At 59.9% G+C, this 18,959-nt stretch carries 15 protein-coding genes, 1 tRNA gene and 1 riboswitch; of the genes, 12 read left to right on the top strand and 4 right to left on the bottom strand.

The genetic code is table 11. The features are described from left to right. Window positions 1-135 precede the first annotated feature (135 nt). The 9 genes from HQ945_RS03310 (at window position 136) to cysQ (ending at window position 10,257) form a co-directional block, all read left to right on the top strand. Window positions 136-210, top strand: a tRNA-Gln gene (locus tag HQ945_RS03310). A gap of 368 nt (window positions 211-578) precedes the next feature. Then, a complete protein-coding gene (locus HQ945_RS03305) occupies window positions 579-1,622 on the top strand; it encodes an autoinducer 2 ABC transporter substrate-binding protein (protein WP_027230034.1) in 1,044 nt (347 codons plus the stop codon). A 64-nt stretch (window positions 1,623-1,686) separates the two neighbouring features. Further along, window positions 1,687-3,186 carry a sugar ABC transporter ATP-binding protein gene (locus tag HQ945_RS03300; protein WP_113281693.1) on the top strand — a complete coding sequence of 500 codons (1,500 nt, stop codon included), beginning with the start codon at window positions 1,687-1,689 and terminating at the stop codon, window positions 3,184-3,186. Further along, on the top strand, window positions 3,183-4,160 hold the full coding sequence (locus HQ945_RS03295) for an ABC transporter permease (protein ID WP_027230032.1): 978 nt from the start codon (window positions 3,183-3,185) through the stop codon (window positions 4,158-4,160). Before HQ945_RS03300 ends, HQ945_RS03295 begins: the two co-directional genes overlap by 4 nt. A gap of 8 nt (window positions 4,161-4,168) precedes the next feature. Beyond that, window positions 4,169-5,167 (top strand): ABC transporter permease, encoded by a 999-nt coding sequence (locus HQ945_RS03290; RefSeq protein ID WP_174207657.1) that lies wholly within the window; start codon window positions 4,169-4,171, stop codon window positions 5,165-5,167. A 73-nt stretch (window positions 5,168-5,240) separates the two neighbouring features. Beyond that, on the top strand, window positions 5,241-6,182 hold the full coding sequence (gene rbsK / locus HQ945_RS03285; RefSeq protein ID WP_113281691.1) for a ribokinase: 942 nt from the start codon (window positions 5,241-5,243) through the stop codon (window positions 6,180-6,182). Between the two features lie 252 nt (window positions 6,183-6,434). After that, window positions 6,435-7,340: a sulfate adenylyltransferase subunit CysD gene (cysD, locus tag HQ945_RS03280; protein ID WP_113281689.1), complete on the top strand. Its 906-nt coding sequence runs from the start codon at window positions 6,435-6,437 to the stop codon at window positions 7,338-7,340. Continuing rightward, the gene (gene nodQ, locus HQ945_RS03275) at window positions 7,340-9,289 is read left to right on the top strand and encodes a bifunctional sulfate adenylyltransferase/adenylyl-sulfate kinase NodQ (RefSeq protein WP_174207656.1); all 1,950 of its coding nucleotides are present in this window, start codon (window positions 7,340-7,342) and stop codon (window positions 9,287-9,289) included. The genes cysD and nodQ overlap by 1 nt, the downstream gene beginning before the upstream one ends. A 173-nt stretch (window positions 9,290-9,462) precedes the next feature. Beyond that, window positions 9,463-10,257, top strand: a complete 795-nt coding sequence (gene cysQ, locus HQ945_RS03270) for a 3'(2'),5'-bisphosphate nucleotidase CysQ (RefSeq protein ID WP_113281685.1) — start codon at window positions 9,463-9,465, stop codon at window positions 10,255-10,257. Here cysQ and HQ945_RS03265 read toward each other — a convergent pair. The 3 genes from HQ945_RS03265 to HQ945_RS03255 all read right to left on the bottom strand — a co-directional run bounded on the left by HQ945_RS03265 (window position 10,254) and on the right by HQ945_RS03255 (window position 14,066). After that, window positions 10,254-11,273 (bottom strand): FecCD family ABC transporter permease, encoded by a 1,020-nt coding sequence (locus tag HQ945_RS03265; protein ID WP_246272480.1) that lies wholly within the window; start codon window positions 11,271-11,273, stop codon window positions 10,254-10,256. The genes cysQ and HQ945_RS03265 overlap by 4 nt on opposite strands. Window positions 11,274-12,318: 1,045 nt before the next feature. Beyond that, window positions 12,319-13,266: an ABC transporter substrate-binding protein gene (locus HQ945_RS03260; RefSeq protein WP_113280946.1), complete on the bottom strand. Its 948-nt coding sequence runs from the start codon at window positions 13,264-13,266 to the stop codon at window positions 12,319-12,321. Beyond that, window positions 13,263-14,066, bottom strand: coding sequence for an ABC transporter ATP-binding protein (locus HQ945_RS03255; RefSeq protein WP_113280945.1), 804 nt, complete (start codon window positions 14,064-14,066; stop codon window positions 13,263-13,265). The genes HQ945_RS03260 and HQ945_RS03255 overlap by 4 nt, the downstream gene beginning before the upstream one ends. 285 nt (window positions 14,067-14,351) lie before the next feature. After that, a riboswitch (cobalamin riboswitch) is annotated at window positions 14,352-14,555 on the bottom strand. Window positions 14,556-14,618: 63 nt separating this feature from the next. On the opposite strand from HQ945_RS03255, the gene HQ945_RS03250 reads away from it, so the two are divergent. The 3 genes from HQ945_RS03250 to HQ945_RS03240 all read left to right on the top strand — a co-directional run bounded on the left by HQ945_RS03250 (window position 14,619) and on the right by HQ945_RS03240 (window position 18,066). Next, window positions 14,619-14,954 (top strand): DUF427 domain-containing protein, encoded by a 336-nt coding sequence (locus HQ945_RS03250; protein ID WP_091919366.1) that lies wholly within the window; start codon window positions 14,619-14,621, stop codon window positions 14,952-14,954. Window positions 14,955-15,023: 69 nt separating this feature from the next. After that, window positions 15,024-17,120: a catalase gene (locus tag HQ945_RS03245; protein ID WP_174207655.1), complete on the top strand. Its 2,097-nt coding sequence runs from the start codon at window positions 15,024-15,026 to the stop codon at window positions 17,118-17,120. A 238-nt stretch (window positions 17,121-17,358) separates the two neighbouring features. Next, window positions 17,359-18,066 (top strand): MgtC/SapB family protein, encoded by a 708-nt coding sequence (locus tag HQ945_RS03240; RefSeq protein WP_174207654.1) that lies wholly within the window; start codon window positions 17,359-17,361, stop codon window positions 18,064-18,066. Window positions 18,067-18,069: 3 nt separating this feature from the next. Here HQ945_RS03240 and HQ945_RS03235 read toward each other — a convergent pair whose 3' ends face one another. Further along, entirely contained in the window at window positions 18,070-18,951 is an 882-nt protein-coding gene (locus HQ945_RS03235; protein ID WP_027230021.1) for a transglutaminase family protein, read from the bottom strand. Between the last annotated feature and the right edge of the window lie 8 nt (window positions 18,952-18,959).

The raw sequence follows: 18,959 nt of genomic DNA, 5'->3' as shown, positions 1-18,959 counted from the left end.
CACCCTTGTCACGAAAATTATATGGAAACAATTGCGAAGAGCGACAAATGGCCGATCATTCACGTTGCGCAACCCCGAGCCAGAGGTTATAAGGCCGCGCGGTCGGGCGCTTCGCCTGGATAGACAGCAAGATTTTGGGGCGTAGCCAAGTGGTAAGGCAGCGGTTTTTGGTACCGCCATTCCCTGGTTCGAATCCAGGCGCCCCAGCCATCGCGGACATCACGGAAATCTTGGCCTCGGTACGCGAACATCGACCGTTCTGCACCCCTGAATTGCATACACTTTAACATTTCAAATAACATTTGTTCCATGCGTCGCTTCCATATTGACAACTGCCGCATCATCTTGAATGTTGAATGAAACGTTTCATCACGTAAGTATGAATCGCAGGGAGTGAGCATTCGCATCTGGACGGGAGTGGTCCGGCGCGAAGATCGGCAAGGCAGAACCAAGGTCGCGGCGCGCAATGCCGCGTGGTTTGATCGTTTGCCTCCAGTTTTCTTCCTGACACTTCGAAAGGTCGGCGGGTGGCTATGCTATTCCGCACGGTTTGGGCAACAACCAAGGAGGATATGCCTGTGAAGAAACTGCTCGCATCACTCGCCATTGTCGCGGCTCTTGTCGCGCCGGCAAAGGCCGAAGGGCCGATCGATACATCCAAAGTCAAAAAGGAATATGTCACGTCGGCTAGCGGCAAGACCTATTCCATCGCCACCGTGGTCAAGGTCGACGGCATTGCCTGGTTCGACCGCATGCGCGCCGGCGTTGAACAGTTCAAATCGGATACCGGGATGGATACCTGGATGGTCGGGCCGAGCCAGGCCGACGCTGCTGCGCAGGTCCAGATCGTTGAAAACCTGATCGCACAGGGCGTAGATGCCATCTGCATCGTGCCGTTCTCGGTCGAGGCGGTGGAGCCGGTGCTGAAGAAGGCCCGCGACCGCGGGATCGTCGTCATCGCCCATGAAGCCTCCAACATCGTCAATGTCGATTACGAGCTCGAAGCCTTCGACAACAAGGCCTATGGCGCCAAGCTCATGGAAGTGCTTGCCAAGAACATGGGCGGCAAGGGCAAGTATCTTGCGACGGTCGGTAGCCTGACCTCGAAGTCGCAGATGGACTGGATCGACGGCGCCATCGAATATCAGAAGAAGAACTTTCCTGAAATGTCGCTGGCGACCGAACGTCTCGAGACCTATGACGACGCCAATCAGGACTACAACAAGCTGAAAGAGGCGATGACCACTTATCCGGACGTTACCGGCATTCTTGGCGCGCCGATGCCGACTTCGGCCGGGGCAGGGCGCCTGATCGCAGAGGGCGGTCTGAAGGGCAAGGTCTTCTTCGCGGGAACAGGTCTGGTTTCGGTTGCCGGTGAATACCTGAAGAATGGCGACATCCAGTATATCCAGTTCTGGGATCCCGCCGTTGCCGGCTATGCCATGAACGAGCTTGCCGTCATGGCGCTCGAAAAGAAGAATGCCGAGATCAAGCCCGGCCTCGACCTCGGCCTTCCCGGCTATACGAGCCTCACAGCGCCCGACGCTTCCAAGCCAAACCTGCTCTACGGCGCTGGTTGGGTTGGCGTCACGGTCGATAACATGGCCCCTTATAACTTCTGATTTGCCTTTTTGTCCGGGCGGCGGCAGCGTTGTCGCCCGGACATTTCGAATGGCCGGAGCAAGCATGAGCGAGTATCTTCTGGAGCTGAATAATATCAGCAAACGTTTCGGCGGCCTCGTGGCGCTGGACGCGGTTTCGCTGGCGATCAAGCCCGGTGAAATTCACTGCCTTGCCGGTGAGAACGGTTCCGGCAAATCCACGATCATCAAGATCATGGCTGGCGTCTACCAGCCGACCGAGGGCGAAATACGCATCGACGGCGTCCCGGTAACCGGCATGACGCCCGCGCATTCGGTACAGCATGGCATTCAGGTCATCTACCAGGATTTTTCTCTCTTCGGGAACCTCAGCGTTCTCGAAAACCTCGCGCTCAATACGATGCTTCTCGAAAAACGCCGCGTCGTCGACTGGACGCGTGCCCGCAACCTTGCCGAACAGGCACTCGCACGTCTCGGCGTTACGATGGACCTTGACGCCGATGTCGAAACCTTACCGACGTCCGGCAAGCAGATCATCGCAATTGCCCGCGCCGTCATGGTCAATGCCCGGCTCATCATCATGGACGAGCCGACGACGGCGCTGACGCGGCCAGAGGTCGATGCGCTCTTCCGTATCGTGCGCGATATCCAGGCGCAGGGCATCGCCGTCCTGTTCGTGAGCCACAAGATGCGCGAAATGCTCGAAATCAGCGAACGGCTGACCGTCTTGCGCAACGGCAAGAAGGTGGCCGAAGGCCCGATTACCGATTTCAACGAGCCGAAGATCACCCGCGCCATGACCGGGCATGATCTCACCGATCAGAGCTACGTTTGGGAGCCAGCCGCCGGAGACAGCCCGCCGCGGCTAGAGGTGCGCAATCTCTCTGTGCCGGGGAGTATCGAGGATATCAACCTGACGCTCCATGCCGGCGAAATCGTCGGCCTGTCCGGATTGATCGGCGCCGGCCGCACCGAGCTTGCGCTGGCGCTCTTCGGCATGAACCCAAAATTTACCGGGACAGTGACGGTCGACGGCAGGGAAGTACATCCGGCGACAGTGCAGGAGGCCATCGGATCCGGCATCGCCTACGTTCCGGAGGATCGGCTCAGCGAGGGTCTGTTTTTGCCGCAATCGATCGAACGCAACATGCTGGCGACATCGCTGAATAATTTCGTGCGCGGCATCTTCATCGATCGAAAGCGAACGGCTGCGGCAACGTCGGGCATGTTCGGTGCGATGCAGATTGCTGCGCCAGGTCCGCAAACGCCAGTCAACCATCTGTCCGGCGGCAATCAGCAGCGTGTCGTGCTGGCGCGCTGGTTGCTGACGGGTGCAAGGGTGCTCATTCTCAATGGCCCGACTGTCGGCGTGGACGTCGGCTCCAAGGCGCAGATCCATCGCAAGATTCGGGAACTGGCCGTCGAGAACGGTCTGGCCGTGTTGATGATCTCCGACGACGTGCCGGAACTTGTCCAAAACTGCAACCGCATCATCATCATGCATAGGGGGCGTTTCGTCGATGAAATCGGACCTGATTCCTTGCATGAAGACGCTTTAAACGACCGGCTGAAGGCCTTGAAATGACTCTGTTTCGTCGATCGGAATTCATCATCGCCTGCATTCTTGTTGCTGCGATGATCATCATCGGACTGATCAACCCGGCCTTTTGGTCGCTGGACAACCTGTTCGGACTCTTGCGGGCCAATGTGATCATCGGCATCCTGGCGCTTGGCGTCCTTGTTGTGATGATTTCTGGCGGCATCGACGTTTCCTTCACAGCTTTTGCCGTCGCCGCCATGTACCTTACGATCAAGGTCATGATCTATTATGGCTATGGCGGTGTGCTCCTGCCCTTCGTCGCCGCAACGCTGATCGGCACTTTTCTCGGGGCTTTCAACGCCTTCTTCATCCATAGCTTCCGCATGATCCCGCTGATCGTCACCCTCGGCACGGGCAGCGTCGTGCGCGGCCTGCTGCTTGGCCTCGTTGGCACCAGCATGATCAACATCGACAAGATGCCTCAGCAGTTGATCGCCTTCGCCAAGACGGACCTCATCAGCCTGACGTCTGCAAGCGGCACCAATTTCGGCCTGACCGCGATGATCCTCATCTATTTCGGCCTCGCGCTCCTCACGCATTTGTTCCTGCGCTACACCATGATGGGGCGCTCGGTGTTCGCTCTCGGCGGTGCGCCGGAGGCCGCAAGCCGGGTCGGCTTCAATACTCGCAACACGCTGTTCGTCGTCTACTGTTTCGCCGGTGCGCTGGCCGGATTTGCCGGGCTGTTACACGGCTCGATGATCTGGCTCGCCAATCCGCGCGATTTCGTCGGGCTGGAGCTTGATGTGATCGCGGCTGTGGTCCTCGGCGGAGCGTCCATCTTCGGTGGGCGCGGCAGCGTCATCGGCACGCTGCTTGGGGTGTTCATGCTGGTTATGGTCAAGAACAGCCTCATCATAATGAAGGTCGATACCACCTGGCAGCGGGTGGTCGTGGGCCTCATCATCATCATCGCCACGGCGCTCACCGCCTGGCGCGATCGCAAGAAACTGGTGTGAGACAGGACATGCAGAACAGCTCTATCGCCAAGCGCATTTTTTTCGGGCAGGACCGCAATATCCTGCAGCTTCTCGTGATCACCGTGCTGGTCTTCGCGCTGATGTCCTATCTCAACCCCGACAAGTTCCTGCGCTACTACAATTTCGAATCCATCACGTACATCATGCCGGAACTCGGCATTCTCGCGATCGCCATGATGATCGCGATGCTGACCGGCGGTATTGATCTTTCGGTCGTCGGCATCGCCAACCTCGCCGGAATTCTCGCCGGCGTGTTCTTCCACCATGTCATCACCGGAACTGACCAGTCCACCGGCATGATCATGCTTTATACGGGCATCGGCATATTGATGGCGCTGGCGATCGGTCTCTTGGCGGGTGTCCTCAACGGCTTTCTCATCGCCAAACTGCGCATTACGCCTATTTTGGCGACGCTCGGCACCGGCCAGATCTTCACCGGTCTCGCTGTCGTCCTCACTGGCGGCCCGGCGATCGTCGGATTCCCGGATGGCTGGAACTATATCGGCAACGGCAAGATCCTGGGCCTCGCAACGCCGTTCATCCTGTTCGTCGTCGTTGCCGGTGCGGTCGCCGTTCTGCTCACGCGCACCACACTCGGTGTCAATCTCATGCTCATCGGCACCAACCCGCGCGCCGCCGTCTTTGCCGGCCTGCGCAAGGATCGGATGATCTTCTATTCCTATATGCTAACCGGGTTTCTCGCCGCCATTGCCGGCATCATTCTTTCGGGGCGCACCAATGCCGCGAAATCGGATTATGGCGCATCCTACCTCTTGCAAGCCATCCTGATCGCTGTTCTTGGCGGCACAAACCCGGCTGGCGGCAAGGGCAGGGTGCTTGGCGTGTCCATCGCGCTGGTTGCGCTGATGCTACTCTCATCCGGCTTCCAGATCCTGCGCTTCTCCAATCACCTCATCGATTTCATATGGGGCGGCTTCCTGCTTTTGGTCATTGCTCTCAACGCATTTCGCAACACCGATCGATAAGGCACCGTTTCTTTCCGCAAGATCGCTGATATAGAAAAATTCCAAACGACTGGACTACACAAGGAATACGCACATGCCCCACCGTATCGCCGTTGTCGGCAGCAACATGACGGATCTGGTTACTTCGATCGTCCGCATGCCCGCACCCGGCGAGACAGTCGAAGCGCCGGCGTTCGCGATGGGGTTCGGCGGCAAGGGCGCCAATCAGGCGGTCGCGGCCGCAAGACTCGGCGCCGACGTCATGATGGTGACCAAGGTGGGCGACGATGTCTTCGGCCAGAGTACGATCCGCAATTTGCAGGACAATGGCATCGACATCACCCATGTCGATACGGCTGCCGGCCAGTCAAGCGGCGTTGCGCCGATCTTCGTCGACGAGCATGGCGAAAATTCCATCCTGATCATCAAGGGCGCCAACAACGAGTTGAAGCCGGCGGATATCGATGCCGCGGCAGAAGACCTAAAGCGATGCGATCTCATTCTCATGCAGCTGGAAGTCCCGTTGGAGACGGTCTACTACACGATCGCCTTTGCCGACCAGCACGGCATCGAGACCATTCTCAATCCGGCGCCGGCCGCGCCGGATCTCGATGCCGGCAAGGTCACCAAAGCGACGTTTCTTGTGCCGAACGAAACGGAGCTCGCATTGCTGACCGGCATGCCGACCGGTACCGATGCCGAAATCGAGACTGCGGCCCGCTCATTGATCGCCAAGGGCATTCGCACCGTCATCGTCACCCTTGGCTCGCGTGGCGCGCGGCTGATCACTGCTGACAAGGCGACGCTGATCGAGCCGCTGAAGGTCCAGCCCAAGGATACGACGGGAGCTGGCGACGCCTTCATCGGCAGCTTTGCCCGGTTCTACGTGGAAGGCCGCGACGTCGAAGCCTCGCTGCGCAGGGCTGCGCTCTATGCCGCCGATTCGATCACCCGCGAAGGCACGCAGAAGTCCTATGCCGATGTGAAGGCGTTCGATAAATTCATTGCTGGTCTTGGCGACAGCAAGGCCGGATGAATTTTCCACGATAGAAGGTTTTTAAAACGGTTGTGGTTGGACGCCACTCGACAGGAGCATGGCGTTCTTAGATTTCGCCCGCAACGGCAATAAATTGGCGTCGATTTTGCGCGAGGCGTGAAACCATCCTTTTCTAAACCGCGACTGTTCCACTATGTTTGCGGCACGTTCCGGCAGTCGAAGGACGCCGGTGTCCTGAATGATTTTTGCTGGCGTCGATAACGCGTCCGGCACAAGTGGATAGTGATTTTGATGACCAAGAACCTGACGCATCTTCAGCGTCTTGAAGCCGAGGCAATCCACATTTTCCGTGAAGTTGCGGCAACCTTCGCCAAGCCGGTGATGCTCTATTCCATCGGCAAGGATTCGTCCGTCATGCTGCATCTGGCGATGAAGGCGTTCTATCCGGCAAAACCGCCATTTCCGTTTCTCCATGTCGACAGCACGTGGAAATTCAAGGAGATGATCGCGTTTCGTGATTCAGAAGCTAAGCGGCTTGGGTTCGATCTTCTTGTCCACAGCAACCAGGAAGGCATCGAGCAGGGCATCAGCCCCTTCGTTCATGGTTCGAACACGCATACCCACATTATGAAGACGGTGGCGCTGCGCCAGGCACTCGACAAATATGGCTTCGATGCTGCCTTTGGCGGCGCGCGCCGCGACGAAGAGAAGTCACGCGCCAAGGAACGCATCTTTTCCTTCCGCAATGCCCAGCATTCCTGGGACCCGAAGAACCAGCGTCCGGAAATGTGGAAGATCTACAATACCCGCGTCGCCAAGGGTGAATCGATCCGCGTCTTTCCAATTTCCAATTGGACCGAACTCGACATCTGGCAGTACATTATGCAGGAGGAGATTCCGATCGTTCCCCTGTATTTCGCCGCCAAGCGGCCCATCGTGGAGCGCGATGGCATGCTGATCATGCGCGATGACGAACGGATGCAGATGCTGCCGGGCGAGGTGTTGCAGGACAAGATGGTTCGGTTCAGGACCCTTGGCTGCTACCCGCTGACCGGCGCTGTTGAATCGAGCGCCACGACGCTTCCGGAGATCGTCGGCGAAATGCTAGTTTCCCGCACGTCGGAGCGGCAGGGCCGCATGATCGACAAGGACGAAGCCGGCTCCATGGAAAAGAAAAAGCGTGAGGGCTATTTCTGATGAGTAAACCAGCCCAGATCGAGTTGTCCGCAGCCGAAGCAGCCGCCGAGGAAATCAACGCCTATATGGCCGAACAGGAAAAGAAGTCGCTCTTGCGCTTCCTGACCTGCGGCTCCGTCGATGACGGCAAGTCGACGCTGATCGGCCGGCTGCTCTACGACACAAAGCTGATCTTCGAGGATCAGCTTGCCGCCCTGACCAACGACAGCCGCAAGCACGGAACGAATGGAGAGGATATCGACTTCGCCTTGCTTGTCGATGGCCTTGAGGCCGAGCGCGAGCAGGGCATCACCATCGATGTGGCTTATCGCTTCTTCTCGACACCGAAACGCAAGTTCATCGTCGCAGATACGCCCGGGCACGAGCAATATACCCGCAACATGGCGACCGGCGCTTCGACGGCGGATCTCGCCATTGTGCTCGTCGATGCGCGGCAAGGCGTGCTGCAGCAGACGCGGCGTCACAGCTTCATCGCCTCCCTTCTTGGCATCCGCAATATCGTTCTGGCCGTCAACAAGATCGATCTCGTCGACTACTCTGAGGAGATTTTCGACAGGATCGTCGAGGAATATCAGGCGTTTGCGGGCAAGCTTGGATTCAATTCGATACAGTCGATCCCGCTTTCGGCTCGCTATGGCGACAATGTCATCGGCGCATCCGATAAGTTGCCCTGGTATAAGGGTCCCTCGCTGCTCGAACATCTCGAAACCGTGCCGCTTGATCGCACCGCCGAAGAACGCCCTTTCCGGTTTCCGGTCCAATTCGTCAATCGCCCCAATCTCGATTTTCGCGGGTTCGCCGGAACTATTGCCTCGGGTTCCGTAGCGCCCGGCGACGAGGTCGTCGTGGCGAAGTCCGGCAAGACATCGCGCGTCAAGCGCATCGTCACCTGGGATGGCGATCTCGATCGCGCCGGCGAGGGCGAGGCGGTTACCATCGTGCTGGAAGATGAGGTCGAGGTTTCGCGCGGCAACATGCTGGTTGCGCCGGGCGCGCGCCCTGAAGTCGCGGACCAGTTCGCGGCCCATCTTGTCTGGTTCGCCGAGCATGCGCTCATTCCGGGCCGTTCCTATATCCTGCGCACCGAAACCGACCAGGTCACCGCCACGATCACCGATCTCAAACATCGAATCGATATCAACAGCTTCGCCGAAGTTGCTGCCAAATCGCTCGATTTGAATGAGGTCGGGGTCTGCAATATTTCGACGCAGGAACCGATCGCCTTTGATTCCTACAAGTCGAACCGTTCGACCGGGTCGTTTATCCTCATCGATCGTCTGACCAATGCCACGGTTGGCGCCGGCATGATCGATTTTGCGCTTCGCCGCGCATCGAACGTGCACTGGCAGGCGCTCGACGTCGATAAGGCATCGCGTGCGGCACTGAAGGATCAAAAGCCGGCCGTGCTGTGGTTCACCGGGCTCTCCGGTTCGGGCAAATCCACGGTTGCGAACCTTGTCGAAAAGCGTCTCTCATCACTGGGCAAGCACACCTATATCCTTGACGGCGACAATGTCCGCCACGGCCTCAATCGCGATCTCGGTTTCACCGAGGAAGATCGCGTGGAGAATATCCGACGCGTCGGCGAGGTGGCAAAGCTTATGGTGGATGCGGGGCTGATCGTGCTGGTCTCCTTCATTTCGCCCTTCCGCTCCGAGCGGCGCATGGCGCGTGAATTGCTTGGCGACGGCGAGTTCATGGAGATCTTCGTCGATACGCCCTTCGAGGAATGCGCCCGCCGCGATCCGAAGGGTCTTTACGCCAAGGCGCTGCGCGGTGAGATCAAGAACTTCACCGGCGTGGATTCGCCCTATGAGGCGCCGGAGAACCCGGAACTTCATCTGAAAACCGTCGGGCGAACGACGGAAGAGCTTGCCTCCGAGGTCGAAAACCTGCTTGCTGAGCGTGGCATCATCTTTAATTACGACCAGAGTTCGTGGTCCATCTAGAGCAAGTCATGCAATTCGCACTTACGTCCCTATGGGTTGCCGCCCATCTCCCCCACAATGGGGGAGGTCGCATAGGCATGTCCGCCGGCACTTCGAATGTCGTTGAGCGTGACAGAACCTTCGCATTGGTCCCCCCCTTGGGATGAAATACCCGGCAGACCAGAGAGCGTTGCATGACATTCCACACTGATCTACTCACCCTCTTCGAAGAAGCCGCGATCGTTGCCGGTCAAGAGATCCTGCGTATCTACGAGGAAGGCTGCGCTGTCGAACTCAAGGACGACAAATCACCCGTGACTGCAGCCGACCACGCCGCCGAGGCGATCATCCTTCAGGCGTTGCGGGGTGCGACACCGGGCATACCCATTGTTGCCGAGGAAGAGATCGCAGGCGGCCATATCCCCGGCGATCTTGGCACCCGCTTTTATCTGGTGGACCCGCTCGATGGTACCCGGGAGTTCGTCAGCCGCAATGGCGACTTCACCGTCAACATCGCACTCATCGAAAACGGCGTACCGTTGCTCGGCCTCGTCTACGCTCCCGTGCGCGGCCTCCTCTTCACCGGCAGTCCCGAGAGGGCGCAACAAGTGACGATCGATCGCAACGGCAGCGTGATCGAACGTCAGGCCATTGCCTGCCGTTCGGCTCCCGACGTTCTGGTCGCGGTTGCGAGCCGCTCGCACCGGACGCCGGAAACCGACGCCTATCTCGACCAGTTCGCCATCGCCGATTGCGTTTCGGTTGGTTCATCGCTGAAATTCGGCCTGCTCGCGCGCGGCGAGGCCGACATCTATCCACGGCTGAGCCGCACCATGGAATGGGATACGGCGGCGGGCGATGCCGTATTGCGCGCCGCCGGCGGCATCACCTTGACGCTCGACGGCCGGCCGCTGACTTACGGGCGGCGCAACCAGGCGCATGACGCGGATTTCGCCAACCCGCATTTCGTGGCTCGGGGCCGGCTTTAGCCTCGCGGTTTTCGCAAGAGCATCGTTACCACGAAGAACGCCCCGACCGAACTCGTCACGATTCCGATCGGCAATTCCTGCGGCGCGAGCAGCAGGCGCGCGGCAAGGTCGCTGAGCAGGATCAGGATGGCGCCGAAAATGGCGCTGGCAACGATCAGTCCGGCGTGAAGCTGGCCGGCGAAGCGGCGGGCCATGTGCGGGATCATCAAGCCGACAAATCCGATGACGCCGGCAACCGAGACGAAAATCGCGGTCGAAAAGGCGCATACGATAAAAACGACACTGCGCGTGCGCGCTACACGCACGCCGAAGCTTTCGGCGGTGCTTTCTCCGGCGAGAAACGCATCGAGCCGGCGGTGGTTGAAGAGCGCAAAGGCGAGGATCGCGGCAAGGCCGGTGATCGCCAGCGGCAGATTATCCCACCGCGCTAGGCCGAGACCGCCGAGTGTCCAGAACAGCACGGAGTGGGCGGCGCGCTGGTCGCCGAGGAAGACGATATAGTTGGTGAGTGCGGCAAAAAGGAACGAGACGGCAAGACCCGCGAGGATCAGCCGTTCGGGTCCCTGGCCTTCGATGCGCCGAACGAGCACCAGCACCAGCAGGGCCGCGAGCATGCCGCCCGAAAACGCGGCAATCGGCAAGGTCCAGATGCCGAAGCGATCGCCGAAGATGCTGATCACCGAGACGGCGCCGGCGGCCGCACCCGAGGAGAGGCCGAAGAGGAACGGGTCGGCGAGGTCGTTGCGCGTGACGGTCTGCAGCATCGCGCCGATGACGCCAAGGCCTGCACCGACGCAGAGCGCAAGGATGACGCGGGGCAGGCGAAGGTCGATGATGATGCGTTGCACCGGCGCGGCGACGGACGTGTCGCTGAGACCGGCGGCATTTGCAAGTGCACGCATGACGTCGTCGAGCGGGATGAGTGTCGAGCCATAGGCAATTGAGGCAAGGGCAAGGGCGAGCATCGCCACGCTTGCGCCGATAAGCATGCGTCGTTGCGCGGGGGCGAAGCTCATTCACCCCCCTCTGGGCTGCCGCCCATCTCCCCCACAAGGGGGGAGAAAAGCCTGCAGTCATCTCGGCGCAATACCCTGCCGGTGGCGACTGAACTAATCGCCGGAAGCCAATCGATCTCCCCCCTTGTGGGGGAGATGCCCGGCAGGGCAGAGGGGGGCGAGTGGATCATTTCGTCAATGATTTTCGAATGCGTTGCCGCCTTTCCCTCCCCCTTGTGGGGAGGGTGGCTGCGCAGCAGCCGGGAGGGGCATGCCTGGGATGCCTCGAAGGGCTTCGCGGTCGCAAGAACCCCGCCCCGGACCTTCGGTCCGACCCTCCCCACAAGGGGGAGGGAAAGGCGCGAACCCGCACAGGCCAACGCCTCGTTCGAGTAGCGAGTGTGCGAAGCCGCCAATCGGTCTCCCCCTTGTGGGGGAGATGCCCGGCAGGGCAGAGGGGGGTAAGTGGATCATTTCGTCAATGACTTTCGAATGGATCGCGCCGCCTTTCCCTCCCCCTTGTGGGGAGGGTGGCTGCGCAGCGGCCGGGAGGGGCGTGCCTGGGATGCCTCGAAGTGCGTCGCGGTTGCAAGAACCCCGCCCCGGACCTTCGGTCCGACCCTCCCCACAACGGGGAGGGAAAGGCGCCAGCCCGCAAAGGCCAACGCCTCTTTCGAGTAGCGAATGTGCGAAACCGCCAATCGATCTCCCCCCTTGTGGGAGAGATGCCCGGCAGGGCAGAGGGGGGTGAGTGGATCATTTCGTCGATGACTTTCGTATGCATTGCCGCCTTTCCCTCCCCCTTGTGGGGAGGGCGGCTGCACAGCAGCCGGGAGGGGCGTGCCTGTGATGCCTCGAAGGGCTTCGCGGTCGTAAAGACCCCGCCCCGGACCTCGGTCCGACCCTCCCCACAAGGGGGGGAAAAGGCGCGAACCCACAGAGGTCGCAGTTGGTTAGGAACATTCATCATCCAAAAAAGCCACCAGATATGTGCGCCCGCCTTTTCCCTCCCCCTTGTGGGGAGGGTGGCTGCGCAGCAGCCGGGAGGGGCGTTGCTGGTCACCCCTCAAAACGCTTCCGGGTGCATCGCACGAGCTATCTTGCCGATAGCCTCGATATTGGCAGGGCCGGGCGTGATCTCGGCGTAGCGCAGAGCGACGAAGCGTTCGTTCTTCACCGCATCCGTCTCCTTCATCGCCGGGTGTGATTTGAGGAAGTTCAAAAGCTTCTGATAGCCGGCATCATCCTGATAATCGAGAAGGACGAGGAATTGGGGGTTGCGCGCGGCGACCGTTTCCCACGACGTCGTGCCCCAGCTCGTCTCCATGTCGTCCATGATGTTGACGCCACCGGCTTCGCGGATCAATGCCGACGGCATGGCGAACTTGCCGGCCGTGAACGGCTTGTCCTCACCGGAGTCATACAGGAAGACGCGGGTGTCGCCGTTCCCGCCGATCTTGCCCTTGATCGCGGCAAGCTCCGCCTTCCAGCCAGACACCAGCTTGTCGGCCTCGGCGTCCCTGCCGAAAATCTTGCCGAGCTTTTCAATATCGCCATACAGCAGATCCATCGAGGCGGCGGGACGATTCTTGTCGAGATGAACGCAGCTCTCCGTCAGGACGAGCGTCTTGATACCGTAGGGGGCGAGCGTGTCCGGTGTAACGTCGCCGCCCGGCTTCATGCCGTAGTACCAGCCGGCAAAGAAGAAATCGGGATTGGCGGCGACGAGGTTCTCGATGGTCGGATATTTAGGTGCAAGCTCGGGGATCGATCCTTGCTGCCTCTTGAACGCCTCATCGAGCTTGTACCAGCCGGTGATGCCGGTCACGCCGACAATCGAGGGCTGGAGGCCGAGCGCAAAAGCCATCTCGCTCATGTTGATATCCTGGATGACGGCGCGATTCGGCGCTGCGTCGAAGGTCAGCGGCGTGCCGCAATTGTCGACAGTGACCGGAAAGGCATATGCCGGCGCGGATAGCAGCGTGAGCGCGAGCGCGATGAGTGATTTTTTCATGGGAGTCTCCGTGACTTATCAGATTGAACGGGGCCGGGAACGTCGAACACCATGAGTTCGCGGTCCTGATGCGGGTGGCGCAGGCGCAGGACGTCGAGGTCGAACACGTCGCTGACGATCCGCGGGGTCAATGTCTCGTTGGGCGTGCCGGTGGCGACGATCTTGCCGGCATGCATGACGGCGACATGGCTGGCGAACGGCGCGACGAGCGGCAGGTCGTGCAGGACGGCGACGGTGGTGATGCCGAGCCCGGAAACGAGCGAAAGCAGGGCGCTGCGTGCCTTCGGATCGAGGTGATTGGTCGGCTCGTCGAGAAACAGGATCGCCGGTTGCTGGGCGAGAGCGCGCGCCAGCTGCAGCCTCTGCCGCTCGCCGCCGGACAGCGAACCAACCGTCCGCGCCGCAAATGACTCTACGCCGGCACGATCCATGGCTTCCCCAACAATCTCGCGGTCCGTCGCGGCGCTGTAGCGCCCGCCATGCGGAATACGGCCAAGCGCTACATAGTCGATGGCGCGCAACTGGCGGTCCGGCGTATCCGTCTGGCCGACGAGGGCGAAGCGGCGTGCCCGATCCAGCGGGGTCAAGCGGTTAATATTCTCGCCTTCAATGTGAATGGCCCCGCTTGTCGGCGCCGCAAGCCCCGCCAGCATCCGCAGCAGCGTGGATTTGCCGGCGCCGTTCGGACCGATGATGGCGAGCCGCGATCCGCGTGAAATTTGCAGCGATGCAGCCTCAACCAGGCACTTGCCGCCGATTCGATAGCTGACCATGTCGGCGCTGAGAAGGATGGAACTCATGGCTGGCGTTTTCCGGCAATCGAAGATTTTCGCACGCAGGAAACTTCGATCAGCTGATGTAATGTTATATCGTATGACAACAAACTCGGAGCAATGTCAACCGGCAGGCCCCAGCCAGGGTGCGCGCACAAGCGATGATGATGATGAGGGTCGATGTGCATGCCTGTCCTTCATGGGGACAGGAACAGGGAACGTGGACATTCCGATCACGGCACGCCTCAGCAGTTGCTCAAGGTCATCCGTAAACGGCAACATCGCATCGCTCCCGGCACACCCCGTCCGGTTCGAATCATTTGCTTGATGGCAGGTCTCCTGGCTCGCGGGTCTCAGCTTTGCCCGGCCTTCCCGATCGTTCGATCAGTGGCATCGTCAGGCAACGCTCGCCGCTTACAGTTGCGGGGGCAGCCACGGTCTCGGTCCCTATTGGGTACGCCTCACTCCCATATGATTTCTACATCATTTCGGAGCGCCGCCAAGCGAATGCGGAACCTTCAGTGCAGCTTTTTGCTTTTGCATTGAAAGATGTGGACGAAATCAACCGAGGAGCAGGATATGAATCGCGGCATCACCATCAATCCGCATCCGGAGCCGGTAACGGTCCGGTTCCACGACGTCGTGATAGCGTCGAGCGATCACGCAGTCGAACTGCACGAGCCCGGACATGAGCCGGTCCTCTATTTCCCCTTCGACGACATCTATTTCGTCCATCTCGAAAAGACCGAAACGCACACGGAGTGCCCATGGAAAGGCACCGCGTCCTATTGGCGTGTGCTCGGTCAGGGCGAGGCCTCGGACGATGCCATGTGGTCCTATGAGGAGCCGAAGCCGGAGGTCGCGGCCATCCGCGGTTATGGCGCGTTCGATCAGAGGAAAGTCAGGTTCGAATAGGACGCCGTTTGGAACCTTGGCGCCTACCCTTCGTTAGGAAGTATTCCCACCGAAAACGAGGATGGTACCATGGCCACGGAAAACAATTTCGTCACCGACCGGGGTAATGGCGGTGAAACCCATCAGCACGTGCCCGAAAAAGGCCCGCATGGAGCCGAGGGGCACCTCACTACCAACCAGGGCATTCACGTCAGCGACAACCAGAACAGCTTGCGATCCGGGGAACGCGGACCGACCCTGCTCGAAGACTTCGTCCTGCGCGAGAAGATTTTCCACTTCGACCACGAGCGCATCCCCGAGCGCATTGTCCACGCGCGCGGATCGGCGGCACATGGCTATTTCGAGCTCTACGAATCCCTTGCCGACATCACCAAAGCCGACCTCTTTCAGCGCAAGGGCGAGAAGACGCCGGTGTTTACCCGTTTCTCCACTGTGGCTGGAGGTGCGGGATCGGTCGATACACCGCGTGACGTGCGCGGGTTCGCGGTCAAGTTCTATACCAAGGAAGGCAACTGGGACCTCGTTGGCAACAACATCCCGATCTTCTTCATCCAGGACGCGATCAAGTTTCCCGACCTCGTTCACGCGGTGAAGATGGAAGCCGATCGCGCATTCCCGCAAGCAGGCAGCGCCCACGATACATTCTGGGACTGGGCCTCGCTCATGCCCGAAACGACGCACATGCTGATGTGGGCCATGTCTGACCGGACCATCCCCCGGTCCTTCCGCACCATCGAGGGCTTCGGCATCCACACCTTCCGTCTCGTCAATGCCAAGGGCGAATCCACCTTTGTCAAATTCCATTGGAAGCCCAAGCTTGGTCTGCAATCGACCGTGTGGGACGAGGCGCTTAAGCTGCAAGCGGCGGACAATGACTATCACCGGCGGGATCTCTGGGAAGCAATCGAATCCGGCAATTTCCCCGAATGGGAACTTGGCCTGCAGCTTTTCGATGAGAAGTTTGCCGATGCCCAGCCCTACGATGTGCTTGACCCGACCAAGATCATTCCCGAAGAAGTCATTCCGGTGCGCAGGGTCGGACGGCTCGTCCTCGATCGCAACCCTGACAACTTCTTCGCCGAGACCGAACAGGTCGCCTATTGCCCGGCGAACATCGTCCCGGGTGTCGATTTTACCAACGATCCGCTGCTTCAGGGCAGGCTCTTCAGCTATCTCGACACGCAAAAATCACGGCTTGGCACAGCCAACTTCCATCAGCTTCCGATCAATGCGCCGAAATGCCCGGTGATGAATTTCCAGCGCGACGGCCAGATGCAGATGAATGTTCCGAAAGGACGCGCTAACTACGAACCAAACAGCCTTGCCGCGCATGGTGAGGAAGGAGGGCCGCGCGAATGTCCGGTCACCGGGTTCACGACTGCAGAAGGCCGGACCGGTCAAGCGGAAACCGGGGGCAAATTGCGGATACGTGCTGAACTCTTCGCCGATCACTACAGCCAGGCAAGATTGTTCTGGCGCTCGCAGCAGCCTTCCGAACAGGCGCACATTGCCTCGTCCTTCGTGTTCGAGCTCTCGAAAGTAACCCTTGCGCAGGTGCCCCCCCGCATGGTCGCAAACTTGCGCAACGTTGACGAAGATCTCGCCAAGCGCGTGGCAAACGGGCTTGGCATCGAATTGCCGGAAAAGTCGGAGGCCGCGCGCGCGCCGCTCGACATAGAGCCCTCACCTGCTCTCAGCATCCACGGAAACATGAAACCCACGCTTGACGGACGTTCGGTCGGTATCCTGATCGATGACGGCAGCGATGCCGCGGCGCTCGGCGCGCTTACCAATGCAGTCAAGCAGGCAGGCGGCAAACCCGTCATCGTCGCGCCAAAGATCGGTGGCGCCAAACTAGCCAATGGCGATACAATGAAAGCCGATGGTCAATTGCTCGGTACGCCGTCGCAATTGTTCGACGCTGTCGCGGTTATCGTCTCCGCCGATGCTGCCGGCAGGCTGGCAAATGAGGGAGCGGCAAAACAGTGGGTAATGGACGCCTTCGGCCATCTCAAGGCGATCGGTTATACGGCCTCGTCCAGGGCTTTGCTCGACGCCGCCGGTATCAAGGACGATGCAGGCGTCGTGCCAGTTGAAAAAGGCTTCGCCGATGCCGCGACCAAGCGTTATTGGGACCGGGAGACGAAACTGAGGATGCTCGCCTAGGCGAAAGCCAGTGGAGACGGAAGCGCATTGACAATTGTTTCCCCTCTGCACGATCCTCTCCACCGTCATGCTCTGGCTAGGTCCCGGATAGATTACCCGTGCGCGCTCCTTGGTTGTACATGCCACACCTACCTGTGGGTCAATCGGGACATAGGCCAAGAATGACGGTGGGGTGGATAGGGGCCATGGCGCTGACGTCCCCCTATCCGTGGCGAGAAACAAGCCTCAAGGTGCAACGGTGGACCTTTATCTGACATGGGAAGACATCGCCATTCGCCTCGGCCTGACTGTTGTGGCGGGTGCGATCATCGGGTTCAACCGGGAGGCGAGTGGGCACGCTGCCGGCCTGCGGACGACGCTCCTGGTGGGCCTTGCCGCCTGCATCGCGATGATCCAGGCCAACCTGCTTCTGACAACAGTCGGCAAACCGCCTGATTCCTTCGTCAATATCGACGTGATGCGCTTGCCGCTCGGGATACTCACCGGCGTCGGCTTCATCGGCGGCGGCGCGATCTTCAAGCGCGGCGACCTCGTCAGCGGGGTGACGACGGCGGCGACGTTGTGGATCATGACGGCGATCGGGCTCGCTTTCGGCAGCGGTCTCATCGAACTGGCATGCGTTGCGACCACCCTTGTCTATTTGATTCTTTGGGCGATGAAACTTATCGATATCCGGATTTCCCGTGAGCGAAAGGCATTTCTTACGATCGTGCGCGAGGACAGCGAAACGTCGCGCGCATTCGAGCAGGAACTCGCATCCATCGGCTATCGGGCGCGCTTCATGAAACAATATCGCCGGCCTGACAGTAACCACGTGACGGTTACCTATGAGGTGCGCTGGCACAGGCAGGAGATAGCCGGACCGCCGCTCGATCTGATCGAGTTCGTCGAGAAAAAGTACACGATCGAACTGTTCGACACGATCCTCGACTCCGATCGCGGCTGAGCGCTAGGGCTCAAGCGGGATGACATCGACGGACTGCTTCCCTTCCTGTGAACCGCTTGTCTTCAAGATGCCGACGATCGGCGACACATCGGCGTAGTCGCGACCATAACCGATGGTGATGTGGTCATTGCCGGCAACCATGTTGTTGGTCGGGTCGAACTCCTGCCAGCCGGCTTCGCGGCCGCACCAGGCCCGTACCCAAGCGTGCATCGCGTCGGCGCCCTCGAGCCGCTCCTCGCCCGGTGCCGGTATCGTGCGCAAGAAACCGCTGACATAGCCGGCCGGGATGCCGAGTCCGCGCAATCCGGCGATCATCACATGGCTGAAATCCTGGCAGACCCCGGCCTTGAGATCGAATGCCTGCCGCGCCGACGTGCGCACGTCTGTCGCCTCGCCGTCATAGGTGAAGTCCTTGTAAATGCGGTGGTTGAGGCTGTTCACGACCTCCATCACCGTGCGCGCCTGGGCAAGGCTCTCCGCCGCATAGGCGGTGATCTGCGGATCGATTGCGGCATAATCGGTGGAGTTCAGAAAGTGATGCGGTGCGTCCGCTGCTATCGACCGAACACTGCGTATTTCCTTCTGAAGGCCAGCCATGTCCGGCGATACATCGAGCATTGTCGGCGGACGCGTGACATTTACCCGCGCCGTCATTGTCACATCGAGCGTCTCGTGCGGATTGCGGTAGGCTATCGATGTTACGGTGTTGGCGAAGAAATCGGTAAACTCGGATCGCTCGGCTGCAGACGGGTCGAAGGACAGGCTTGAGGCGATCACCCGCTGGATGCCCGGCATCGTCTGCGGCATGACGCGAATATGATGACGTCCACCGGCGGCGGAGCGCTCATAATCATAGTGGAGATGCAGGCGGATATTGTAGAGCATCGGTCGCC

The sequence above is a fragment of the Phyllobacterium pellucidum genome, assembly GCF_013327855.1.
Lineage (GTDB): Bacteria > Pseudomonadota > Alphaproteobacteria > Rhizobiales > Rhizobiaceae > Phyllobacterium > Phyllobacterium pellucidum.
This window is presented reverse-complemented; position numbering and strand designations above follow the sequence as displayed.